Genomic DNA, 19,043 nt, shown 5'->3' with positions numbered 1-19,043 from the left:
CCGAGGCGAGACCGGGGTGGGGAGCAGATGGGCATCCTGCTGCTCCCCACCCAGCGTGCTCGCGGGTACGGTGGCGCCGTGGTCAGAGCGGCGTCAACGGTCGACGAGGAGACGGACGACTCCGTCCGCTCGTTGTCCGCGCGCCTGGTCGCCGGTGACGAGTCGGTCCTGGCGGAGGTCTTCGACCGATGGTCGGCGTTGGTCCACTCGTTCGCCCTCCGGGCCCTCAACGACGTCCACGACGCCGAGGAGGTCACCCAGCAGGTGTTCGTCGCCGCGTGGCGGAGTCGTCACACGCTGACGCCGAGCCCGAGCGCACTGCCGGCATGGCTCCTCGGGATCGCCCGCAACAAGATCGCCGACGTCAGGGCACTCCGCGCGCGTGACGCCCGACGTGTCGCTGCTGTCGCTGCCACACCGGATCCTGCCACCACCGACCTGCGCAAGTCCGACCCGGACTCCGACGTCGCCGAGCGCCTCGTGCTGCGACAGGCCGTCCAGGAGCTCCCGGAGCCGCGCCGCACCATCATGTTCCTGGCGTTCTGGGAGGAGCTCTCCCACGCCGAGATCGCGACCTCCACCGGTCTGCCGCTCGGCACCGTCAAGAGCCACGTGCGCCGTGGCCTCATCCAGCTCCACGACCACCTCCAGGGGGTGCGCCATGAGTCACGTTGACATCGAGGACCTGGCCGTCCTCGCCCTCGACGACGCCACGACGGAGGTGCCCGACCACCTGCGCGAGCACCTGCTCGACTGCGCCGACTGTGCGGCCCTGCTCGCCTCCCTGGCCGACGTACGCCGACTGGCCGGTGCCGAGCCGCTGGTGGCCCCTCCTGCCGGTCTGCGCGAGCGGGTGCTCGCCGAGGCGCTGGGTGACGTGGGCGAGAGCGACCCGGAGTCCTCGACCCGGGCCACTCGCTCCACCGACGACCTGGAGGAGCGCAGGGAGGCCCGGTCCGTACGACGCCGAGGCATTCCGCTGTGGGCGGCGGGCCTGGCTGCCGCAGCCGCCCTCGTCGTCGGCGTGGGCGTGGGCAACGTGATCAGTGAGGAGGCGGCTCCGACGGACGAGGTTGAGGTGCTGGCCTCGGCCGAGCTCACCACCGTCGAGGGCAGCGACCCGCGGGGCGGGGCGCGCGTCGAGGAGTCGGACGGCGTGGTGACCGTCCACGTGGAGGCGAGCTCGCTGGAGGAGGCGGAGGACCAGCTGCGGGAGGTGTGGCTGCTCAACCTCGACGGCACCCGGATGGTGTCACTGGGCTTCCTCGCCAGCGGCGACGAGGGTGACTTCGAGGTGCCGGCCCGCCTGCTCGAGGAGGGCTACCGCATCCTCGACATCTCGGTCGAGCCCGACGACGGCGACCCCACCCACTCCGGGGTCAGCGTGGCGCGCGGCGAGCTCGTCTGAGCCGTCGGCCGGCCCGCGTGCCTCGACATCGTCATCGCGGGGGACTAGACCTGTTCCCATGATGAAGGCGCTGGCAGCACTCGGAGCCGCAGTGGTCGGGGCGGTGGCGGCGCGAGACCTCGCCCAGAAGGAGCACGCGCTCAAGCGCAACTTCCCGGTGATCGCCAACTTCCGCTACCTGCTGGAGTCGGTCGGTCCTGAGCTCCGCCAGTACATCGTCACGAGCAACGACGAGGAGCGACCGTTCAGCCGCGACCAGCGTCGCTGGGTCTACGCCTCGGCCAAGCTGCAGAACAACTACTTCGGGTTCGGCACGGACAACGACCTCGAGACCCAGAGCGGCTACCCGATCATCAAGCACCGCACCTTCGCCCAGGTCGCGCCGCCGACCTCGTCGCACGCCGGCGAGGAGACGCCGCTGCCGGTGGCCAAGGTCGTGGGTGGACCCCGGAAGCGTGCCGGGGCCTTCCGCCCGGACTCGGTCGTGAACCTCTCGGGGATGAGCTTCGGGTCGTTGTCCAGCAACGCCATCGTCGCGCTCAACGAGGGCGCGCGCCTGGCGGGGTGCATGCAGAACACCGGCGAGGGCGCACTCTCGCCCCACCACCGCCAAGGCGGCGACCTCGTCTTCCAGATCGGCACGGCCTACTTCGGCTGCCGCGACGCCGACGGGAACTTCGACCTCGCGCGACTCAAGGACCTGGTCGCGTCGGCACCGGTGAAGATGATCGAGATCAAGCTCTCCCAGGGGGCCAAGCCCGGGCTCGGCGGGATGCTGCCGGCCGCCAAGGTCACCCAGGAGATCGCCGAGATCAGGGGCATCCAGCCCGGCGTCGACTGCGCGTCGCCCTCGCGGCACCGGGTCTTCAGCGACGTCGACTCCATGCTCGACTTCGTCGAGATGGTGGCCACCGAGACGGGACTGCCGGTCGGGATCAAGTCCGCGGTCGGCAACATGGACTTCTGGGACGACCTGATCGCGGCGATGGGGCCCGAGCGCATGGTCGACTTCATCAACATCGACGGCGGCGAGGGCGGCACGGGCGCAGCGCCCCTGGTCTTCGCCGACTCCGTGGCCTTCCCGTTCCGGGTCGCGTTCTCGAAGGTCTACAAGCGTTTCGCCGACGCCGGGCTGTGCGACGACATCACCTTCATCGGCGCGGGGAAGCTGGGACTCCCCGACAACGCGCTGGTGGCGTTCGCCCTCGGCTGCGACATGATCAACGTCGGCCGGGAGGCGATGCTCGCGATCGGCTGCATCCAGGCGCAGAAGTGCCACACCGACAAGTGCCCCACCGGGGTGGCCACCCAGGACGCGTGGCTCATGAGGGGACTGGACCCCCAGCTGAAGGCCGCCCGGTGCGCCAACTACGTCAAGACCCTGCGTCGCGACCTCCTGAAGGTCTCCGAGGCCGTCGGCGTCGCCCACCCCGGCCTGATCACCGCCGACGACATCGACCTCATCGACGGGCTCCAGTCGAGCCGGCCCCTGCGGGACGTCTTCGGCTACGGGCGCAAGTGGGGCACGGTGTCGCCCGCGCTGGCGGAGGAGATCACCGAGATCATGCTGAACGTCGGCCCCCAGGAGGCCCGCACCCCGGCCGCTCGCGGCTGACCTCGGCGTGCGCCGCTGCGGCTACGCCCTGCCCCTGAGGGAGTCGGCCTCCTCGAGGCACGAGAGGAACGACGCCGCCCACTCGGCGACGTCGTGCTCGACGATCGTCTTGCGCATGGCACGCATCCGCTTGGTCTGCTCCTTCGCGTCGGAGTGGAAGGCGGCCATCAGCGCGTCCTTGATGCCGTTGATGTCGTAGGGGTTGATCAGCCAGGCCTGCTTGAGCTCGTCGGCGGCGCCGGCGAACTCGGAGAGGACCAGCGCCCCGTCGTTCTCGAAGCGGCAGGCGACGTACTCCTTGGCCACGAGGTTCATGCCGTCCCGGTAGGGGGTGACGACCATGATGTCGGCGGCGCGGTAGAGCGCGGCCATCTCCTCACGGGGGTAGGAGGAGTGCATGTAGGAGATCGCCGGCCGGCCGATCCTGCCGAGGTCGCCGTTGATCTGCCCCACCAGTCGGTCGATGTCGTCACGCAGGATGCGGTACTGCTCCACGCGCTCGCGCGAAGGAGTCGCCACCTGGACGAACACGGCGTCCTCGACATCGAGCCTTCCATCGCGGATGAGCTCGCCGAACGCCTTGAGCCGGGCGTAGATGCCCTTGGTGTAGTCGAGCCGGTCGATGCCGAGGAAGATCTTGCGCGGGCTGCCCAGGGCCCGGCGGATCTCCTCGGCCCGCCTCGTCACGCCCTCGGACCGCGCCAGCTCCTCGAAGCCGGCGGAGTCGATCGAGATCGGGAAGGCCGCAGCCCGCACCACGCGTCCCTCGGGCAGCGTGATGGTGTCGCGGTGGGTCTTGTGGCCGACGCGGCTGCGGACGAGCCTGACGAAGTTGGCCGCCGCGCCGGTGCGCTGGAAGCCGATCAGGTCGGCGCCGAGGAGGCCCTCGAGGATCTGCCGGCGCCACGGCAGCTGGGAGAACAGCTCCGCGGGAGGGAACGGGATGTGGAGGTAGAAGCCGATCGAGAGGTCGGAGCGCAGGTCGCGCAGCATCTGCGGCACGAGCTGGAGCTGGTAGTCCTGCACCCACACGGTCGCACCCTTGGCCGCGACCGAGGCCACGCGCTCGGCGAAGCGCCGGTTGACCGTGACGTAGGCGTCCCACCACTCGCGGTGGAACTCAGGCTTGGCGACGACGTCGTGGTAGAGCGGCCATAGGGTCCCGTTGGAGAACCCCTCGTAGAACTCTTCGACCTCCTGGGCGCTGAGGTGGACGGGGACCAGCTGCATGCCGTCCTCGACGAAGGGCTCCAGGTCGTCGTCCGGTGAGCCGGGCCAACCGATCCAGGCGCCGTCCCCGGAACGCATCACCGGCTCCAGGGCGGTGACCAGCCCTCCGGGGGAGCGCCTCCACTCGTGGCTGCCGTCGGGGAGCCGGAACCGGTCCACGGGCAGACGGTTGGCCACGATGACGAGGTCTGCCTTGTCCTGGGCGCTCACGGGACCACCCTACGTGTCCGGGGTGTTGCACATCACGCACGACCACGCGGCATGCCCGTGCGGACGGTCAAATGTCCAGACGACTCGCCGGAGGCGAATGACATCGTTGTGGTTCGTCGCCTAGAGTGGGGCCTGCCCGCTGACGGCGGGCCCGGGTCGATCGGGAGGAGACAGGCACATGGACGCCGCGAAGCAGTTCGTCGTCGAGCAGGACGGCGAGGCCGCGCTGAGTCAGCGTGACCGCGAGATCCTCGAGTTCGAGCGCCACTGGTGGAAGTACGCCGGTGCCAAGGAGCAGGCGGTCCGCGAGAAGTTCGACATGTCCTCCACCCGCTACTACCAGGTCCTCAACGCCCTGATCGACCGCCCTGAGGCCCTCGAGGCAGACCCACTGCTCGTGCGGCGGCTGCGCCGGCTCCGTACCTCTCGGCAGCGACAGCGCTCTGCGCGCCGCCTCGGCTTCGAGCTCTGAGAGCGTTTCGATGGCGTCTGTCCCTTCCCCGATCGTGATGCTCTCCGCCATCGCGGTCGCCATGGCCAGCATCACCTTCTTCGCCACCCGCTCCGAGGAGCCGACCGAGCGTCGGGTCGACCAGGCCACGGTCGCCAGCGCCGAGCCGACCACCCCCGCGCACGAGGCCACACCGACGGCCACCAAGAAGCCTGAGCCGCGGGTCAACCGCGGCGAGGTCTACGTCGAGGTCTTCAACAACTCCGGCATCAAGGGTCTCGCCGCCAGGACCGCCTCCCGGGCCACCCAGGTCGGGTGGCAGGTCGTGGGCGAGGACAACTGGTACGGCGCCATCCCTGCCTCGACCGTCTACTACCCCGCGCGTCTCAAGGCGGCGGGCAAGCAGCTCGCGCTCGACCTGGGACTCGGTCGCACCGCCCTCGCCGTCTCACCCATGAAGATGGACCGCCTCACCGTCGTGCTCACCGCGGACGCGGCTGGCTGAAGCCCTCGTGCGAAGGTGGACTCATGGAGTTCACCTCCGCGCAGGCCCGCTCGCGCTTCGACGCCGTGGTCGCCGTGGCTGCCTCGACGGTCGTCGGCCTCGACTTCGACGGCACCCTCGCCCCGATCGTCGACGACCCGGAGGCTGCGCGCATCCATGCCGACGCCAGCGACGTGCTGGCTGACGTCTCCCAGGTGGTGCGTGCGATCGCGATCGTGACCGGGCGCCCCGCGCGGCAGGCGGTGGACATGGGTGCACTGGACGAGCTCGGGCGTGCCATGGCCGAGCACGGCACGTCGCTCTCCGTCTTCGGGCAGTACGGCAACGAGCGCTGGTCCGCAGGTGAGCGCAGGGTGGTCTCCCCGCGCCCACCGCGCGGCCTGGCCAGCTTCGAGCGCGAGCTGCCCGCCGTCCTGCGCAGTGCCGGCGCAGCCGACGCCTTCGTCGAGGAGAAGGGGCTGGCCGTGGGCATCCACACCAGGCGCATGCCCGACCCGGCAGGAGCCTTCGAGCGCCTGCTGGAACCCCTCCGTCAGCTCGCCGAGCGCCATGGACTCACCATCGAGCCCGGACGACACGTGATCGAGGTGCGGTCGGGGGACACCACGAAGGGCGATGCGGTGCGTGTCCTCGTGGAGGAGCACCAGGCCGGTGGGTTCGTCTTCGCGGGCGACGACCTCGGGGACGTCGAGGCCTTCGAGGCCCTGCACGAGCTGCGACGCGACGGCATGCCGACCCTTGCGGTGTGCTCGGCGACCGAGCAGGCCGAGGTGGCCAGGCTCGCCGACCTGGTGGTCCCCGGGCCAGACGGCGTCATGGAGCTCCTGCGCGAGCTCGCCGTCGCTGCCCGGGCGTCCCAACGCACCCACTGAGCGACACACGCTGGGTGGCACAGCCATGTCCACGATGTGGATGCGATGTGCACATGTTGAGACGGCACGCCTAGGGTTGGCCCCGAACTCATCACGAGGGACTGAGGGAACGGCCCGTTGAAGTCCCGGCAACCGCCACGAACCTCCCGTCCGTGCCCGTCCAAGGGCGCGGCCGGTCGCGGAAACGGTGCCAAATCCGACCCGTGCGACGGCCGCCCGGGACAGATGAGAAGGAGGATCTCGCATGAGTGCTGCAGTGACCGAGAAGACCGCTCCATCCCTGCGGACCGGTGCCTTCGGCAACGCCCGCGCCCTGGCATGCCGCGAGTGCGGCAACGAGGTGGAGCTCGGCCCGTCGTACGCCTGTCCTGACTGCTTCGGCCCGCTCGAGGTGGCCTACGACTTCCCCGTGGTCACCCGCGAGGAGATCGAGGCCGGACCCCCCAACATCTGGCGCTACAAGGCACTGCTGCCGGTGCCGGTCGACATCGAGCAGAGCCCCAACACCGAGCCGGGCTTCACCCGGCTGCTCCGGGCCGACAACCTGGCCCGCGAGCTCGGGCTCGAGAAGCTGTGGGTCAAGGACGACTCGACCAACCCCACGAACTCCTTCAAGGACCGCGTGGTGGCCTGTGCGCTGAGCGCCGCCCGCGAGCTGGATGCCAAGGTCTTCGCGTGCCCCAGCACCGGCAACCTCGCCAACGCCGTCGCCGCCGCGGGCGCCCGCGCCGGCATCCGGACCGTCGTCTTCATCCCGAGCGACCTCGAGCACCCCAAGCAGGTCAACTCCGCCGTCTACACCGACAAGCTGGTGGCTGTCGACGGCAACTACGACGACGTCAACAGGCTCGCCTCCGAGATCGCCGGCGAGGAGGACGGCTGGGCCTTCGTCAACGTCAACGTCCGACCGTTCTACGCGGAGGGGTCGAAGACGCTGGGCTACGAGATCGCCGAGCAGCTGGGCTGGCGCCTCCCGGACCAGATCGTGATCCCGGTCGCCTCGGGCTCGCAGCTGACCAAGGTCGACAAGGCCTTCCAGGAGCTCATCGCACTGGGCCTGGTCGACGACAGGCCCTACCGGATCTTCGGTGCCCAGGCCACGGGCTGCTCGCCGGTGAGCGTCGCCTACAAGGCCGACACCGACGCAATCCGCCCCGTCAAGCCCGACACCATCGCCAAGAGCCTGGCGATCGGCAATCCCGCTGACGGCATCTACGTGCTCGACATCTGCCGACGTACCGGCGGCGCAGTCGAGGACATCACCGACGACGAGGTCCGCGACGCGATCGTGCTGCTCGCCCGCACCGAGGGCATCTTCACCGAGACCGCGGGCGGCACCACGGTCGGCGTCCTGAAGAAGCTCGTCGAGTCCGGTCAGCTCGACACCTCGCTCGAGACCGTGGTGATCAACACCGGCCACGGTCTCAAGACCCTCGACGCCGTCTCGGACCGGGTCGGCGCCGCGGCCACCATCGCCCCCACCTACGACGCCTTCGTCGCCTCCGGCATCCTCTGAGCGACGCTCATCAACACACCAGCAAAGGAACCAGCCATGGCAGTCTCGGTCCGCGTCCCCACGATCCTGCGCACCTACACCGGCGGCGAGTCCGAGGTGTCAGCGAACGGCGCGACCCTGGCCGACGTGCTCGATGACCTCGACGCGACCTACCCCGGTATCAAGGGGCGCATCCTCGACGAGAGCGGCCAGCTGCGCCGGTTCGTGAACGTCTACGTCGGCAACGACGACGTCCGCTTCCTCGACGAGCTGGCCACCGCCACGCCGGACGGAGTCCAGGTCTCGGTCATCCCCGCCGTGGCGGGCGGCTGACTCAAGGAGCCCGTACGTCGACCAGTGCGGCGTGGCCGCGTCCGTCGATCCTGACCTCGGCGATCGCCCCGTCTCGCAGGACGTCCTCCATGCTCGCGGCCTCGTCCTGGGGGAGGAACCAGCTCTCGATCCCGCACCGGACGTCCCACCCGCGATCGGTGCATGAGAGGTAGGGGCCGGCGTCGGGACGGTCGCGCGTCCACCGGTCGGCGACCATGACGTCGCCCTGCTCCACGAGGGTCACGAAGACGTCGCCGCGCTCGTCGTCGCGCAGGGGACGGCCCTCACCCCCGTCTCGACGACTGAGGTCGAGATCGGGGTAGTCGAGGGTGACGTAGGCCCCCCTGAACGGATCTATCGGGTCCAGCGGAGCGACCCGGAGCTGGTAGGTGTCTCCAGTGAGCCGGGCAGACAGCTGCGGCGCCACCGCGAGCCCGACCAGCACTGCCTGCACGAGCGCCACGAGGGCGAGGGTCTGGACCTTGTTCATCGGCCTGCTCCTTCGGTTCCGTTGTCGCGGGGTTCCTGGGTCGCGCTCGTGCCCTCCAGCGAGGCGGCGATCTCGCGCCGCGCCCTGTCGAACAGGAAGCCGGTGGCGAGGAAGACCACGCCGAGGGTGAGGAAGAGCCAGGCTCCCTGCACGATCGCGGCGAAGACCGCGAACGCCTGGAACGTGGTGAAGACGACGAGGCCGACCATCGCGACCACGGTGAGGGCAGGGTTGTCCCGCAGGGTGCCGGCTGCCACGAGTGCAACCGCCAGGGCGACGAACGAGATCACCCCGACAGCCGCGTGGACCCAGTCGGCGGGTTCGACGCTCGAGGTGTCGGTGCCCGTGTCCCACCACGTCATCAGCACGGCCACGCCGAGGACGGCGACCGCTGCCAGCGGTTCGAGACGGGCGACTCCACGGGCCACCACCACCGCGGCCACGAGGGCCAGACCGGCGACCACGAGGCACGCCACGAGCCACAGGTCCCACTCGAAGCCCTCGGTCGTCGTGTAGGGCACCGCGGCGATGAAGAGGGTGACCATGGCGAGCAGCGCGCCGACCGATCGCCAGACCTGCCCGAAGGGAGTCAGGCCGCGGTCGTGCACGACCGCCAGCGAGATGGCGACCACGGCCGCCGTACCGATCGAGAGGACGGTCGCCGCGACGCTTCCCGCAGTCCAGAGCGGTTGCCACACCCACCAGACGACACCGGTCGCGACGCCCAGGACCAGGGGCGCCAGGGCTCGAGCGGCGTAGGCATGGGCGAGTGCACCAGCAGCCCAGAGGCCGACGAGTGCGGGGGAGTAGGCCGGGACCTGTAGCGACTGGGCCGCCTGGAAGATCACGGCCCCGAAGGCCAGTGCCGCCATGAGGCGCAACGCCCCGCGCACCGGCCGCGTCGGAGTGAGCAGCTCGGCTGCCGTCAGGAGGGCCAGCCAGATCACCGCGATGACCGCGAAGCGAACCAGGGGAGGCAGCTGGTCGAGGTTGGCGGCGACGAGCCAGATGAGGCCGACTCCCACGAAGGTGGCGCCGAGCGACAGCAGGAGGCGACCAAGCGTGAATCGACGTTGCCGGTCGCCGGCGTCGACGTAGCGAGCGGCGATCGCCCGGGCGGTGACCGGGTCGATGAGGCCGTCGGCCTGCCAGTCCCGCAGCTCGTGCGTGAGCCAGCGGTGCCGGTCGCTGCTGACCGGATGGGGAGTGAGGGTGTCCATGTCGCCATCGTGGCCCTCGGTAGCGGGTCGCGCTTGAGTATTCGTCCCCAGATCGCGCGGCTTCGGTCGCGGTGTGCCGACGGGTGCGGGTCAGGTTAGGGTTCGCGGGTGCGTACCACTGCTCGGCGGGCCGGCCACGCCGTCAAGAATGCCGCCCGTAGGGCCGGTCTCCCGCCGTCCACGTCGCAGGACGCCGAGGGCGACCGGGTGGCCGGGGATCCCACGAAGGCCGAGAAGCGCGCTGAGCGGCGCAGGCGTCTGCTGGCGAGCAACCTGACCGAGCTCGCCGTCGAGTTCGGCACCGACAAGTGGGGCGTGCACAAGTACACCCCCCACTACGAGCGCCACCTCGAGCACCTGCGCGGCGAGGAGTTCGTGCTGCTCGAGCTGGGGATCGGCGGCTACAAGAAGCGCCGACGCAGCGGCGCCTCGATGCGGATGTGGCGATGGTTCTTCCCCAGGGCGACCATCGTGGGCCTCGACATCGAGGACAAGTCCTGGCTGTCCAAGGGGCACATCCGCACCTACCAGGGAGACCAGACCGATCCCGGGATCCTGCACCGCATCATCGAGGAGCACGGCGCGCCGACCGTGGTGGTCGACGACGGCAGCCACATCCCCGAGCACGTGCGCGAGTCCTTCAAGATCCTGTTCCCCCTGCTCCCGGACGGCGCGGTCTACTGCATCGAGGACACCCAGACGTCCTACTGGCCCGCCTGGGGTGGCCAGGTCGACCCCAAGGCCAGCGGCACCTCGATGGACCTCGTCAAGGACCTGGTCGACGGCCTCAACCACGAGGAGTTCCTGCTCGAGGACTACGAGCCCAGCTACACCGACCAGTGGGTGAAGGCCGTGCACTGCTACCACAACCTCGTGATCATCGAGAAGGGTGACAACCGCGAGGGCACCAACCGCGACCACTCCGCCCACACCTTCCACGGCGGCTCGGAGCTCCCGGAGTCCTCGGGCGCATGACGGTCCTGCTCGCCACCTCGGGCAGCTGGCCCGAGGGCGAACCCGGTGCTGCCGCTCTCGGATCCGCGCTGGCCGAGCGGGGCGTCGCGTCGCGCTGGGCGGTGTGGAACGACCCCGACGTCGACTGGGACGAGGCGGCGCTGGTCGCCGTGCGCTCGACCTGGGACTACATCGGCCAGGTCGACGACTTCGTGGCATGGGCGCGCTCGCTCGACCAGCGCAGGCTGCTCAACGGCGCCGAGTGCTTCGCCTGGAACGTCGACAAGGCCTACCTGCTCCGCGACATGGGCGACGTCCCCGTGGTGCCGACGGTGCTGGCCGGCACCCTCGAGGAGCTCCGCGAGGGCGTACGACGCTGGGACACCGCAGTCGTCAAGCCCCGCGTCGGTGCCGGCGGCGCGGGGCTGCTCGTCGTCACAGACCCGCAGGACCCACGCCTGGGGACCTCGTTCGTGGACCATCCCGGTCTGCCCGTCGCACGCGGCCCGTGGGTGGTCCAGCCGCTGGTCGAGTCCATCGGGACACGAGGTGAGACCTCGGTCTTCGTGCTGGACGGCGTGGCCGTCAGCCAGGTCGACAAGCTCCCCGCTGCGGGTGAGGTGCGCGTGCACGAGCACTTCGGGGGCGCCTCGCGCCCCGTGGCGCTGGATCCGGCGGCTGCGGAGCTCGCCGAAGCAGCCGTGCTGCAGGCCGGCACCGTCGTGGGAAGGCCGCTCGACTACGGGCGCATCGACATGGTCGAGCTGGACGGCCGTCTCGTCGTGAGTGAGGTCGAGGCCACCGAGCCGGGCCTCTACCTCGACGTCCTGCCCGCCAACGCCGCCCCGTTCGCGGAGCTGGTCGCCGCGCGTCTCTAGAGGTCTGGGCGGGCAGCTTCTGGTCAGCCTCCAACCACACAGGGCACCATGGCGTTGAGGTGGTCATGGAGGAACGGACGAGCGATCGCGAGTCGTTCACGGCGTGGGCGACGGCGTGCCGTCCCCGACTGCTCCGGACTGCGACCTTCCTGACCGGCGATCGCGGTCGCGCCGAAGACCTCGTGCAGGAGGCGCTGACCAAGGTGGCGCAGCGCTGGCCTCGCCTGCGCGCGGGCAACCCGGACGCCTACGCCCGGCAGATCCTGGTGCGCGACAACGTCTCGTGGTGGCGCCGGAACCGGCTCGAGCTCGTCTCCGAGGTGTCGGACCCGGGGCGGACGCCGTCGGGCGACACCGGCGTCGAGCGCCGGCTCCTGTTGCTCGATGCCCTGCGACGACTCACCGAGCGACAACGAGCCGTCCTGGTCCTGCGCTACTTCGACGACCTCAGCGAGGCAGAGATCGCCGTCGCCCTCGGTGTCTCACCCGGCACCGTCAAGAGCACCGCCCACCTGGCCCTGCGCCGGCTGCGCGAGCTCGCGCCCGAGCTCAGCGAGCTGTTGACCCTGGAGTCCCCATGACAGACACAGACCTGCGCGACCTGTTCCTCTCCGCGGCCATGGATCCCGAGCCGCACGACCCGACCGCCGTCGACCGAGCCTGGCGCGACGGCAGTCGGCGCCGCGTCGGTGCCCGGGCTGCCGTGGTCGGGTCGATCGCCGCGGCGGCTGCCGTCGTGAGCGGCGTGACGATGCTGGACCTGGGCGACCCGGCCAGCACACCGGACGAGGCGCCGGCCGACTCGTCGGTCTCGTCGCCGACCTCGGCCCCGACCGTCACCTCGAGCGAGCCGCCGGCTGCTGAGCGCGCCGGCACGTATGCCGGTGCGATCGTGTGGGGATCGCCCTCGCCGGTCGAGGAGTCGTCCCTGCCCGTCCTGTCGGTCCCGGCCCTGCCCCCGGTGATGGATCTCGACGAAGCACGGGTGGAACGCGTCGGCGAGCCGGTGCTGGCGCTCTTCTCGGGGCGGAACGACCGGGGCTACGCGCTGACGGAGAGCCAGCGACTCGTCGAGCTCGACCTCGCGGGGCTGGACGCGGTCAGCGACGAGGCAGGGAACCGCAGGAGCCCGCTCTCCTCCTACAGCCTGTCCCCGGACCGCCGTCGGGCGTTCTTCATCCAGGAGAGCTCGCTCGACGTCCTCGACTTCGTGACGGGGAGGTGGACGACGATCGACACCCCGGACTGGCTGGCCGAGGGTGCACGCTGGGTGACGCCGGACGAGGTGTGGGTGCCGGAGCGTCTCGGTGAGGAGTCGAGCGGAACCGTCCACGGCCTGGACGGCGGATCGTCCTCCGCCGAGGTCGACTGGGTGCGCGGGTGGACCGGACCCGGCGACGAGCCCTGGGGACCGGTGGCCCCCACCCGGAACGGCACGGCGCAGGTGGCCTTCACCCAGATGGTCCTGCCCCAACGCATCAGCTACCCGCAAGCGCTCATGGTCGAACGGCACCAGGAGCGATTCGTGCTGGGGCTCGACCACCTCGACAGCGGCGGGTCGGGCACGCGTTACAAGGGATGCTGCCTGGCGCTCGGGTGGCTCGATGCCGACACCGTCCTGTTCTCCTCGTCCAGCACCACGGGCCAGCGCATCCTCGCCTGGCAGGTCGGGACAGCGAGGGTGCTCCGGGTGAGCGAGATCCTCGGACGGGGCGGCATCGCCCAGCTCGCCGACATGTCAGCCTCGTAGGCGAGGGGGCCGATACGCTCGCTAGGTGCCTGCCCTCGACCAGCTGCGCGAGAGCGTCCGCACCCTGACTCCCGGCTACTTCGCGCTGGTGATGGCCAGCGGGATCGTCTCGATCGGCCTGGAGCAACGGGGCCTGACGGTGCTCTCCCGCCTGCTCTTCGGCGTCGCCGTCGTGTCGTACGTCGTGCTGGTGCTCCTCAACGCCTGGCGCTTCGTCTCGTTCCGAGCCGACATCGTCGGCGACTTCCGCGCACCTCGCCGCGCCTTCGGCTTCTTCACCTTCGTCGCCGGGACGAACGTCCTGGGCACGCGGGCCGCCGGCGAGGGCTGGTACGCCGCCACCGCGGTGCTCCTCGCAGTCGCGGCAACGGTCTGGCTGGTGCTCGGGTACGTCATCCCGTGGAGCGCCGTGCTGAGCGCCTCGGAGCGCCCGGTCGTGGCCCTGGCCAACGGGACGTGGTTCATCTGGGTCGTGGCGAGCCAGTCGGTCGCGGTGGCCGCCACCACCTTGGAGAACGAGTTCGTCGGAGCGCGTCAGGAGCTCGCCATCCTGGCGGTGCTGTCGTGGTCGGTCGGGGTGTTCCTCTACGCAGCCTCGGCGATCATCGTCTCCCTGCGGATCATGCTCTACCCCCTGGCGCCCGAGGAGCTCGATCCGCCCTACTGGGTGTCGATGGGCGCGGTGGCGATCACCGTGGTCGCCGGAGCCCAGATCGCAGGCATGGAGTCGGCCCCGATGGTCGACGCGACCCGTGCCCTGATCGCTGGTCTCTCGGTGGTGTTCTGGGCCTTCGCCACGTGGTTGATACCCGTCCTCGTGGCGGCCGGCGTCTGGCGCCACCACGTGCGACGGGTCCCACTGCGTTACGTCGCCACGTTGTGGAGCATCGTCTTCCCGCTCGGCATGTACTCCGTCGCCGGCATGTACCTCGGCCGGGTCGACGACCTGCCCATCGTCGAAGCCATCGGCAGCGCGTGGCTCTGGGTCGCCGTTGCGGCATGGGTCGTCGTGGGAATCTCCATGCTTCGTCACGTCATGCTCGGCCTGGTCGGCCGTCTCGACCAGTGACGGACGGTGAGCACGCCGCCCGGCACGACGCCCTGCCCCGCTGAGCGGACGTCAAGTCTGGACCAGGACTGGTCAAGACCATGGCCTGTTCGTGCCACGGAACCTCACCCGGTCGGAGTATTACCCGCGGGTAGGCCAAGCCCCTACGGTCGGGCGATCAACTGGTCACGCCCCGGTCGCTCGTGTCTTCGACGCCGCGTGAACATCCACATGTCGTCTTGCCGGGGGGCTCGATGCAACACTCATGTCATCGCTCATGCCAACGCTCATGCCGTCGGACCGAACGCGGGGCGGCCGCGGTGGAGTTCGCGCTCGTCGTGCCGCTCCTGCTCGCGATCCTGTTCTCCATCATCGATCTCGGCTTCGCCATCAACCGGTACACCGTCCTCAACAACGCGACGCGTGAGGGTGTCCGAGCCGCCAGCCTGAGTCACTCCACCGAGGACATCCGAGCGGTGGTCGAAGGCTCCCTGGCCGACATGAGCGGTGAGGTGGACGTCGACGTCACGTGCCTCGACGCCGCGGGGGGCAGCTGCTCGAGCTGGGACGGCGGCCACCAGAGCGGGGGCACGGCGCTCGTCACGGTGAGCTACGAGCACTCCTGGCTCACGCCCATGGGGGACGCCGTCTCGGACAGCCTCAAGATCACCAAGACCAGCCGCATGAGGATCGAGTGATGGGCCGCCGGCTTCGCCGCGAGGAGCGCGGTGCCATGGTCCCGCTCGTCGCACTGCTCACCCTCGTGATGTTCGGATGTGCCGCGCTCGCCGTGGACATCACGTCCCTGGCCATGGAGAGGCAGCGACTCCACGACCATGTCGACTCCGCAGCCCACGCGGGCGCCTTCGAGCTTCCCCAGAACGGCGTGAACGCCGTCGCCGAGGCCGTCGAGATGGCGAAGGCCCAGGATCCCGAGATCAACCCCGACGTCGACCTCTTCTGCATCGTCTCGTCGACGGGGCAGTCGCAACGCGTCAAGAGCGACCAGATCCCGAGCACGTGCAACCCCGGGTCGCCGCCGTACAACTCGGGGCACTACCCGGGACTGCGCTGCAACACGAAGATCTGCGCCATCCCCTGCCACCCGGCACAGGGCGACCAGTGCAACTCGGTACGGGTCACCGACTCCAAGGACGTCGACTACGGGTTCGCGCCAGTGATCGGCATCCACGAGGGGAGCACGGGGGCGGTGTCCAGCACGGCGTGCAAGGGCTCCTGCGGTGACGAGGTGCCCAACCCCATGGACGTGGTGATCCTCGCCGACCGCACTCCGAGCATGGCTGACGACGACCGCGAGGACATGAAGGACGCCATCCTCGACTCCCTCGACACGATGAACCCCCTGATGCACTACGTGGCCTTCGGCACCATCCACAAGAGCAAGACGAACAACTTCGACACGTGGTGCCGTACCGAGGACACCACCAGCGCGCAGGGGCCCAGCGGGGGAACATGGATCCCGCTGCAGTTCAGCAACGACTACCGGATCATGGATGCCTCGCCGAGGCGCAACGACTCCAGCGACCTCGTCAGGGGGATCGACTGCCTGCCGGGGTCCAAGCGCGGCGGGTACGGCACGCACCTCGCCGCTCCGCTCAAGGCTGCCGTGCGCTACCTCACCAATCGCTCCGCGAACAACCTCAGCCACCTCCCCAAGCGACCGGGCACGGCCACCAAGCTCGTCATCCTCGAGACCGATGGGCGTCCCGAGGAGACCATCGTGGGCAACTACTCCGGGCTCGACAGCTCCAGCGAGATGGGCAAGGACTACCGTCAGAGCGGCGCAGGGCAGGTCGGCTGTGACAACTTCACCAAGATCGCGGACGAGGCGAAGAAGGACGACGTCGTCATCATGACCATCGGCTTCGGCAACGCCAACACCTTCACGTGCAACACGAACGGGACCGGCAGCAAGGTCCGCGACGTGCTGGCCTCGGCAGCCTCCCCGAACCCTGTCACGGGAGTCTCCAGCTCGGCCTCGGACTGTGGGAGCGGCAGCGGCCGGACTGCGGAGAACGCCGACGGTGACTACTTCTTCTGCGCGGCGAGCGGGGCGGACCTCAAGGACCTCTTCAAGGTGGCGCTCATCCAGGCGACCACGTCCATCCGACTCGTGGAGATGCCCTGACCGGCGTTTGCACTCTCCCCATGCGAGTGCTAAACATGAGGCTGGCACTCTCGACATGAGAGTGACAACTCGGCACGGGTGACGCTGAGGTGCGCAACGCCGGCGGGAATGGTCTGCCGGGCCGTCGCACCGTCCGTCGCGGGCAGCCCATCCGCCGCCGTACACACACTTGACTCATGACGAAGGAAGTTCACGAGTTATGGCAAAGCTGATTGCTTTCAACGAAGAGGCCCGCCGCGGCCTCGAGCGCGGGATGAACACCCTCGCCGACGCGGTCAAGGTCACCCTCGGCCCCAAGGGGCGCAACGTCGTCCTGGAGAAGAAGTGGGGCGCGCCCACGATCACCAACGACGGCGTCTCCATCGCCAAGGAGATCGAGCTCGAGGACCCCTACGAGAAGATCGGCGCCGAGCTGGTCAAGGAGGTCGCCAAGAAGACCGACGACGTCGCGGGTGACGGCACCACCACCGCCACCGTGCTGGCCCAGGCCATGGTCCGCGAGGGCCTGCGCAACGTGGCCGCCGGCGCCAACCCCATGGGTCTCAAGCGAGGCATCGAGGCCGCCGTCGCGTCCGTCTCCGAGCAGCTGCTCTCGATGGCCAAGGACGTCGAGACCAAGGAGCAGATCGCGTCCACCGCGTCGATCTCCGCTGCTGACACCACCGTCGGCGAGATCATCGCCGAGGCCATGGACAAGGTCGGCAAGGAAGGCGTCATCACGGTCGAGGAGTCCAACACCTTCGGGCTGGACCTCGAGCTGACCGAGGGCATGCGCTTCGACAAGGGCTACATCTCGGCCTACTTCGCCACCGACCTCGAGCGCATGGAGGCGGTCCTCGAGGACCCCTACATCCTCATCGCCAACTCCAAGGTCTCCACGGTCAAGGACCTCCTCCCGCTGCTGGAGAAGGTCATGCAGTCCGGCAAGCCGCTGGTCATCATCGCCGAGGACGTCGACGGCGAGGCCCTCTCGACCCTGGTGGTCAACAAGATCAAGGGCACCTTCAAGTCGGTCGCCGTCAAGGCTCCCGGCTTCGGTGACCGTCGCAAGGCCATGCTCCAGGACATCGCGATCCTCACCGGCGGCCAGGTCATCTCCGAGGAGGTCGGCCTCAAGCTCGAGTCGGCCGGCATCGAGCTCCTCGGCCAGGCCCGCAAGGTCGTCATCACCAAGGACGAGACCACCATCGTCGAGGGTGCCGGCGACGCCGGTCAGATCGAGGGCAGGGTCAACCAGATCCGCGCCGAGATCGAGAAGTCCGACTCCGACTACGACCGCGAGAAGCTGCAGGAGCGCCTGGCCAAGCTGGCCGGCGGTGTCGCGGTCATCAAGGTCGGCGCGGCCACCGAGGTCGAGCTCAAGGAGCGCAAGCACCGCATCGAGGACGCCGTCCGCAACGCGAAGGCGGCTGTCGAGGAGGGCATCGTCGCCGGAGGTGGCGTGGCGCTCGTGCAGGCCGGTGCCCAGGCGTTCGACAAGCTCGAGCTCACCGGTGACGAGGCGACCGGCGCCAACATCGTGAAGGTCGCGATCGAGGCCCCCCTCAAGCAGATCGCGATCAACGCCGGTCTCGAGGGCGGCGTGGTGGCCGAGAAGGTCCGCAACCTCGAGCCGGGTCACGGCCTGAACGCCGCGACCGGTGACTACGTCGACATGATCGCCGAGGGCATCATCGACCCGGCCAAGGTCACCCGCTCGGCCCTCCAGAACGCCGCTTCCATCGCGGCGCTGTTCCTCACCACCGAGGCCGTCGTGGCCGACAAGCCGGAGAAGGCCGCCCCGATGGGCGACCCGACCGGTGGCATGGGTGGCATGGACTTCTGATCCGAGTCGATCCAGAGCACGACCAGCAGGGCCCCGGTCTTCGGACCGGGGCCCTGCTGCCGTCCTCCCTGTCGACGACCACGCGGTGGACTCGTCGAACAAGGGACCAAGGACCCGTGCCACCCCGGCCGGGGGCGGAGACACTGGAGGCGACAAGAAGGAGGCCGACATGTCCGAACCGGTGGAGCTCACCCAGCGTGAGTGCCTGGACCTGCTGACCGGCGGGGTGATGGGCCGAATCGCCGTCACCACCCCGGGTGGCCCCCGGATCGTGCCGGTCAACTACGCCGTGAACGACGGCGCGATCTTCATCCGCACCTCTCCCTACAGCGAGCTCGCGACCTACGGTCCGCGCAACGAGGCTGCGTTCGAGATCGACCACTTCGACTACGACCGACACCAGGGGTGGAGCGTCGTGGCGCTGGGGAGGCTGGCCGTCCTGGGGCCGGAGGAGCTCGAGGACGTACGACGGATCTGGGAGCCGCGTCCCTGGGCAGGAGGTCATCGCAACCTCTATCTCCGGCTGCCGTGGCGCGAGGTGTCCGGACGTCGAGTGGGCGGCAGCGCGGTAGGTATGTCCGCCCCGGTCCACCGGGTGCTCTGAACCGCT

Annotated in this window: 20 protein-coding genes and 1 riboswitch; of the genes, 17 read left to right on the top strand and 3 right to left on the bottom strand. The window is 69.6% G+C overall.

The window, feature by feature from the left end; all coding sequences use genetic code 11:
* Positions 1-27 precede the first annotated feature (27 nt).
* Genes EXE58_RS04505 through EXE58_RS04495 form a run of 3 tightly spaced genes read left to right on the top strand, consistent with a single transcriptional unit; the run spans position 28 to position 3,023 of the window.
* Positions 28-675: an RNA polymerase sigma factor gene (locus EXE58_RS04505; RefSeq protein WP_135266769.1), complete on the top strand. Its 648-nt coding sequence runs from the start codon at positions 28-30 to the stop codon at positions 673-675.
* Positions 662-1,408: an anti-sigma factor gene (locus EXE58_RS04500; RefSeq protein WP_135266768.1), complete on the top strand. Its 747-nt coding sequence runs from the start codon at positions 662-664 to the stop codon at positions 1,406-1,408. Before EXE58_RS04505 ends, EXE58_RS04500 begins: the two co-directional genes overlap by 14 nt.
* 58 nt (positions 1,409-1,466) lie before the next feature.
* Entirely contained in the window at positions 1,467-3,023 is a 1,557-nt protein-coding gene (locus EXE58_RS04495) for an FMN-binding glutamate synthase family protein (RefSeq protein WP_208544126.1), read from the top strand.
* A gap of 21 nt (positions 3,024-3,044) precedes the next feature.
* Here the strand turns inward: EXE58_RS04495 and EXE58_RS04490 are convergent, their stop codons facing one another.
* On the bottom strand, positions 3,045-4,463 hold the full coding sequence (locus EXE58_RS04490; RefSeq protein ID WP_135266767.1) for an alpha,alpha-trehalose-phosphate synthase (UDP-forming): 1,419 nt from the start codon (positions 4,461-4,463) through the stop codon (positions 3,045-3,047).
* A 178-nt stretch (positions 4,464-4,641) separates the two neighbouring features.
* Between EXE58_RS04490 and EXE58_RS04485 the strand changes: the two genes are divergently transcribed.
* The 5 genes from EXE58_RS04485 to EXE58_RS04465 all read left to right on the top strand — a co-directional run bounded on the left by EXE58_RS04485 (position 4,642) and on the right by EXE58_RS04465 (position 8,119).
* On the top strand, positions 4,642-4,935 hold the full coding sequence (locus tag EXE58_RS04485; protein WP_135266766.1) for a nucleoid-associated protein NapA: 294 nt from the start codon (positions 4,642-4,644) through the stop codon (positions 4,933-4,935).
* A 10-nt stretch (positions 4,936-4,945) separates the two neighbouring features.
* Complete coding sequence (locus EXE58_RS04480) at positions 4,946-5,419, top strand: LytR C-terminal domain-containing protein (RefSeq protein ID WP_135266765.1); 474 nt, start codon at positions 4,946-4,948, stop codon at positions 5,417-5,419.
* 23 nt (positions 5,420-5,442) lie between these two features.
* A complete protein-coding gene (gene otsB / locus EXE58_RS04475) occupies positions 5,443-6,291 on the top strand; it encodes a trehalose-phosphatase (RefSeq protein WP_135266764.1) in 849 nt (282 codons plus the stop codon).
* 85 nt (positions 6,292-6,376) lie between these two features.
* Positions 6,377-6,523: riboswitch (SAM riboswitch) on the top strand.
* Positions 6,524-6,535: 12 nt separating this feature from the next.
* Positions 6,536-7,807 carry a threonine synthase gene (thrC, locus tag EXE58_RS04470; protein WP_135266763.1) on the top strand — a complete coding sequence of 424 codons (1,272 nt, stop codon included), beginning with the start codon at positions 6,536-6,538 and terminating at the stop codon, positions 7,805-7,807.
* Between the two features lie 36 nt (positions 7,808-7,843).
* Positions 7,844-8,119 (top strand): MoaD/ThiS family protein, encoded by a 276-nt coding sequence (locus EXE58_RS04465; protein ID WP_135266762.1) that lies wholly within the window; start codon positions 7,844-7,846, stop codon positions 8,117-8,119.
* Position 8,120: 1 nt separating this feature from the next.
* Here EXE58_RS04465 and EXE58_RS04460 read toward each other — a convergent pair whose 3' ends face one another.
* Together EXE58_RS04460 and EXE58_RS04455 are read right to left on the bottom strand one after the other, a co-directional pair.
* Positions 8,121-8,609: a GDYXXLXY domain-containing protein gene (locus EXE58_RS04460; protein ID WP_135266761.1), complete on the bottom strand. Its 489-nt coding sequence runs from the start codon at positions 8,607-8,609 to the stop codon at positions 8,121-8,123.
* Positions 8,606-9,829 (bottom strand): DUF2157 domain-containing protein, encoded by a 1,224-nt coding sequence (locus tag EXE58_RS04455; protein ID WP_135266760.1) that lies wholly within the window; start codon positions 9,827-9,829, stop codon positions 8,606-8,608. The genes EXE58_RS04460 and EXE58_RS04455 overlap by 4 nt, the downstream gene beginning before the upstream one ends.
* A 108-nt stretch (positions 9,830-9,937) precedes the next feature.
* Between EXE58_RS04455 and EXE58_RS04450 the strand changes: the two genes are divergently transcribed.
* The 9 genes from EXE58_RS04450 to EXE58_RS04410 all read left to right on the top strand — a co-directional run bounded on the left by EXE58_RS04450 (position 9,938) and on the right by EXE58_RS04410 (position 19,037).
* The gene (locus tag EXE58_RS04450) at positions 9,938-10,804 is read left to right on the top strand and encodes a class I SAM-dependent methyltransferase (RefSeq protein WP_135266759.1); all 867 of its coding nucleotides are present in this window, start codon (positions 9,938-9,940) and stop codon (positions 10,802-10,804) included.
* Positions 10,801-11,661, top strand: a complete 861-nt coding sequence (locus EXE58_RS04445; protein ID WP_135266758.1) for an ATP-grasp domain-containing protein — start codon at positions 10,801-10,803, stop codon at positions 11,659-11,661. The genes EXE58_RS04450 and EXE58_RS04445 overlap by 4 nt, the downstream gene beginning before the upstream one ends.
* Positions 11,662-11,726: 65 nt before the next feature.
* A complete protein-coding gene (locus EXE58_RS04440) occupies positions 11,727-12,242 on the top strand; it encodes a SigE family RNA polymerase sigma factor (RefSeq protein WP_135266757.1) in 516 nt (171 codons plus the stop codon).
* Positions 12,239-13,411 carry a hypothetical protein gene (locus tag EXE58_RS04435; RefSeq protein WP_135266756.1) on the top strand — a complete coding sequence of 391 codons (1,173 nt, stop codon included), beginning with the start codon at positions 12,239-12,241 and terminating at the stop codon, positions 13,409-13,411. The genes EXE58_RS04440 and EXE58_RS04435 overlap by 4 nt, the downstream gene beginning before the upstream one ends.
* A 25-nt stretch (positions 13,412-13,436) precedes the next feature.
* Positions 13,437-14,480, top strand: coding sequence for a tellurite resistance/C4-dicarboxylate transporter family protein (locus EXE58_RS04430; RefSeq protein WP_135266755.1), 1,044 nt, complete (start codon positions 13,437-13,439; stop codon positions 14,478-14,480).
* A 299-nt stretch (positions 14,481-14,779) separates the two neighbouring features.
* Positions 14,780-15,157 carry a TadE/TadG family type IV pilus assembly protein gene (locus EXE58_RS04425; protein ID WP_167288689.1) on the top strand — a complete coding sequence of 126 codons (378 nt, stop codon included), beginning with the start codon at positions 14,780-14,782 and terminating at the stop codon, positions 15,155-15,157.
* The gene (locus tag EXE58_RS04420) at positions 15,157-16,608 is read left to right on the top strand and encodes a VWA domain-containing protein (RefSeq protein ID WP_135266753.1); all 1,452 of its coding nucleotides are present in this window, start codon (positions 15,157-15,159) and stop codon (positions 16,606-16,608) included. The genes EXE58_RS04425 and EXE58_RS04420 overlap by 1 nt, the downstream gene beginning before the upstream one ends.
* A 199-nt stretch (positions 16,609-16,807) precedes the next feature.
* Entirely contained in the window at positions 16,808-18,433 is a 1,626-nt protein-coding gene (groL, locus tag EXE58_RS04415) for a chaperonin GroEL (RefSeq protein ID WP_135266752.1), read from the top strand.
* A gap of 169 nt (positions 18,434-18,602) precedes the next feature.
* Positions 18,603-19,037, top strand: a complete 435-nt coding sequence (locus EXE58_RS04410) for a pyridoxamine 5'-phosphate oxidase family protein (protein WP_135266751.1) — start codon at positions 18,603-18,605, stop codon at positions 19,035-19,037.
* Positions 19,038-19,043: the final 6 nt, after the last annotated feature.

The sequence above is a fragment of the Nocardioides seonyuensis genome (assembly GCF_004683965.1).
In the GTDB taxonomy this organism is placed as follows: Bacteria; Actinomycetota; Actinomycetes; order Propionibacteriales; family Nocardioidaceae; genus Nocardioides; species Nocardioides seonyuensis.
This window is presented reverse-complemented; position numbering and strand designations above follow the sequence as displayed.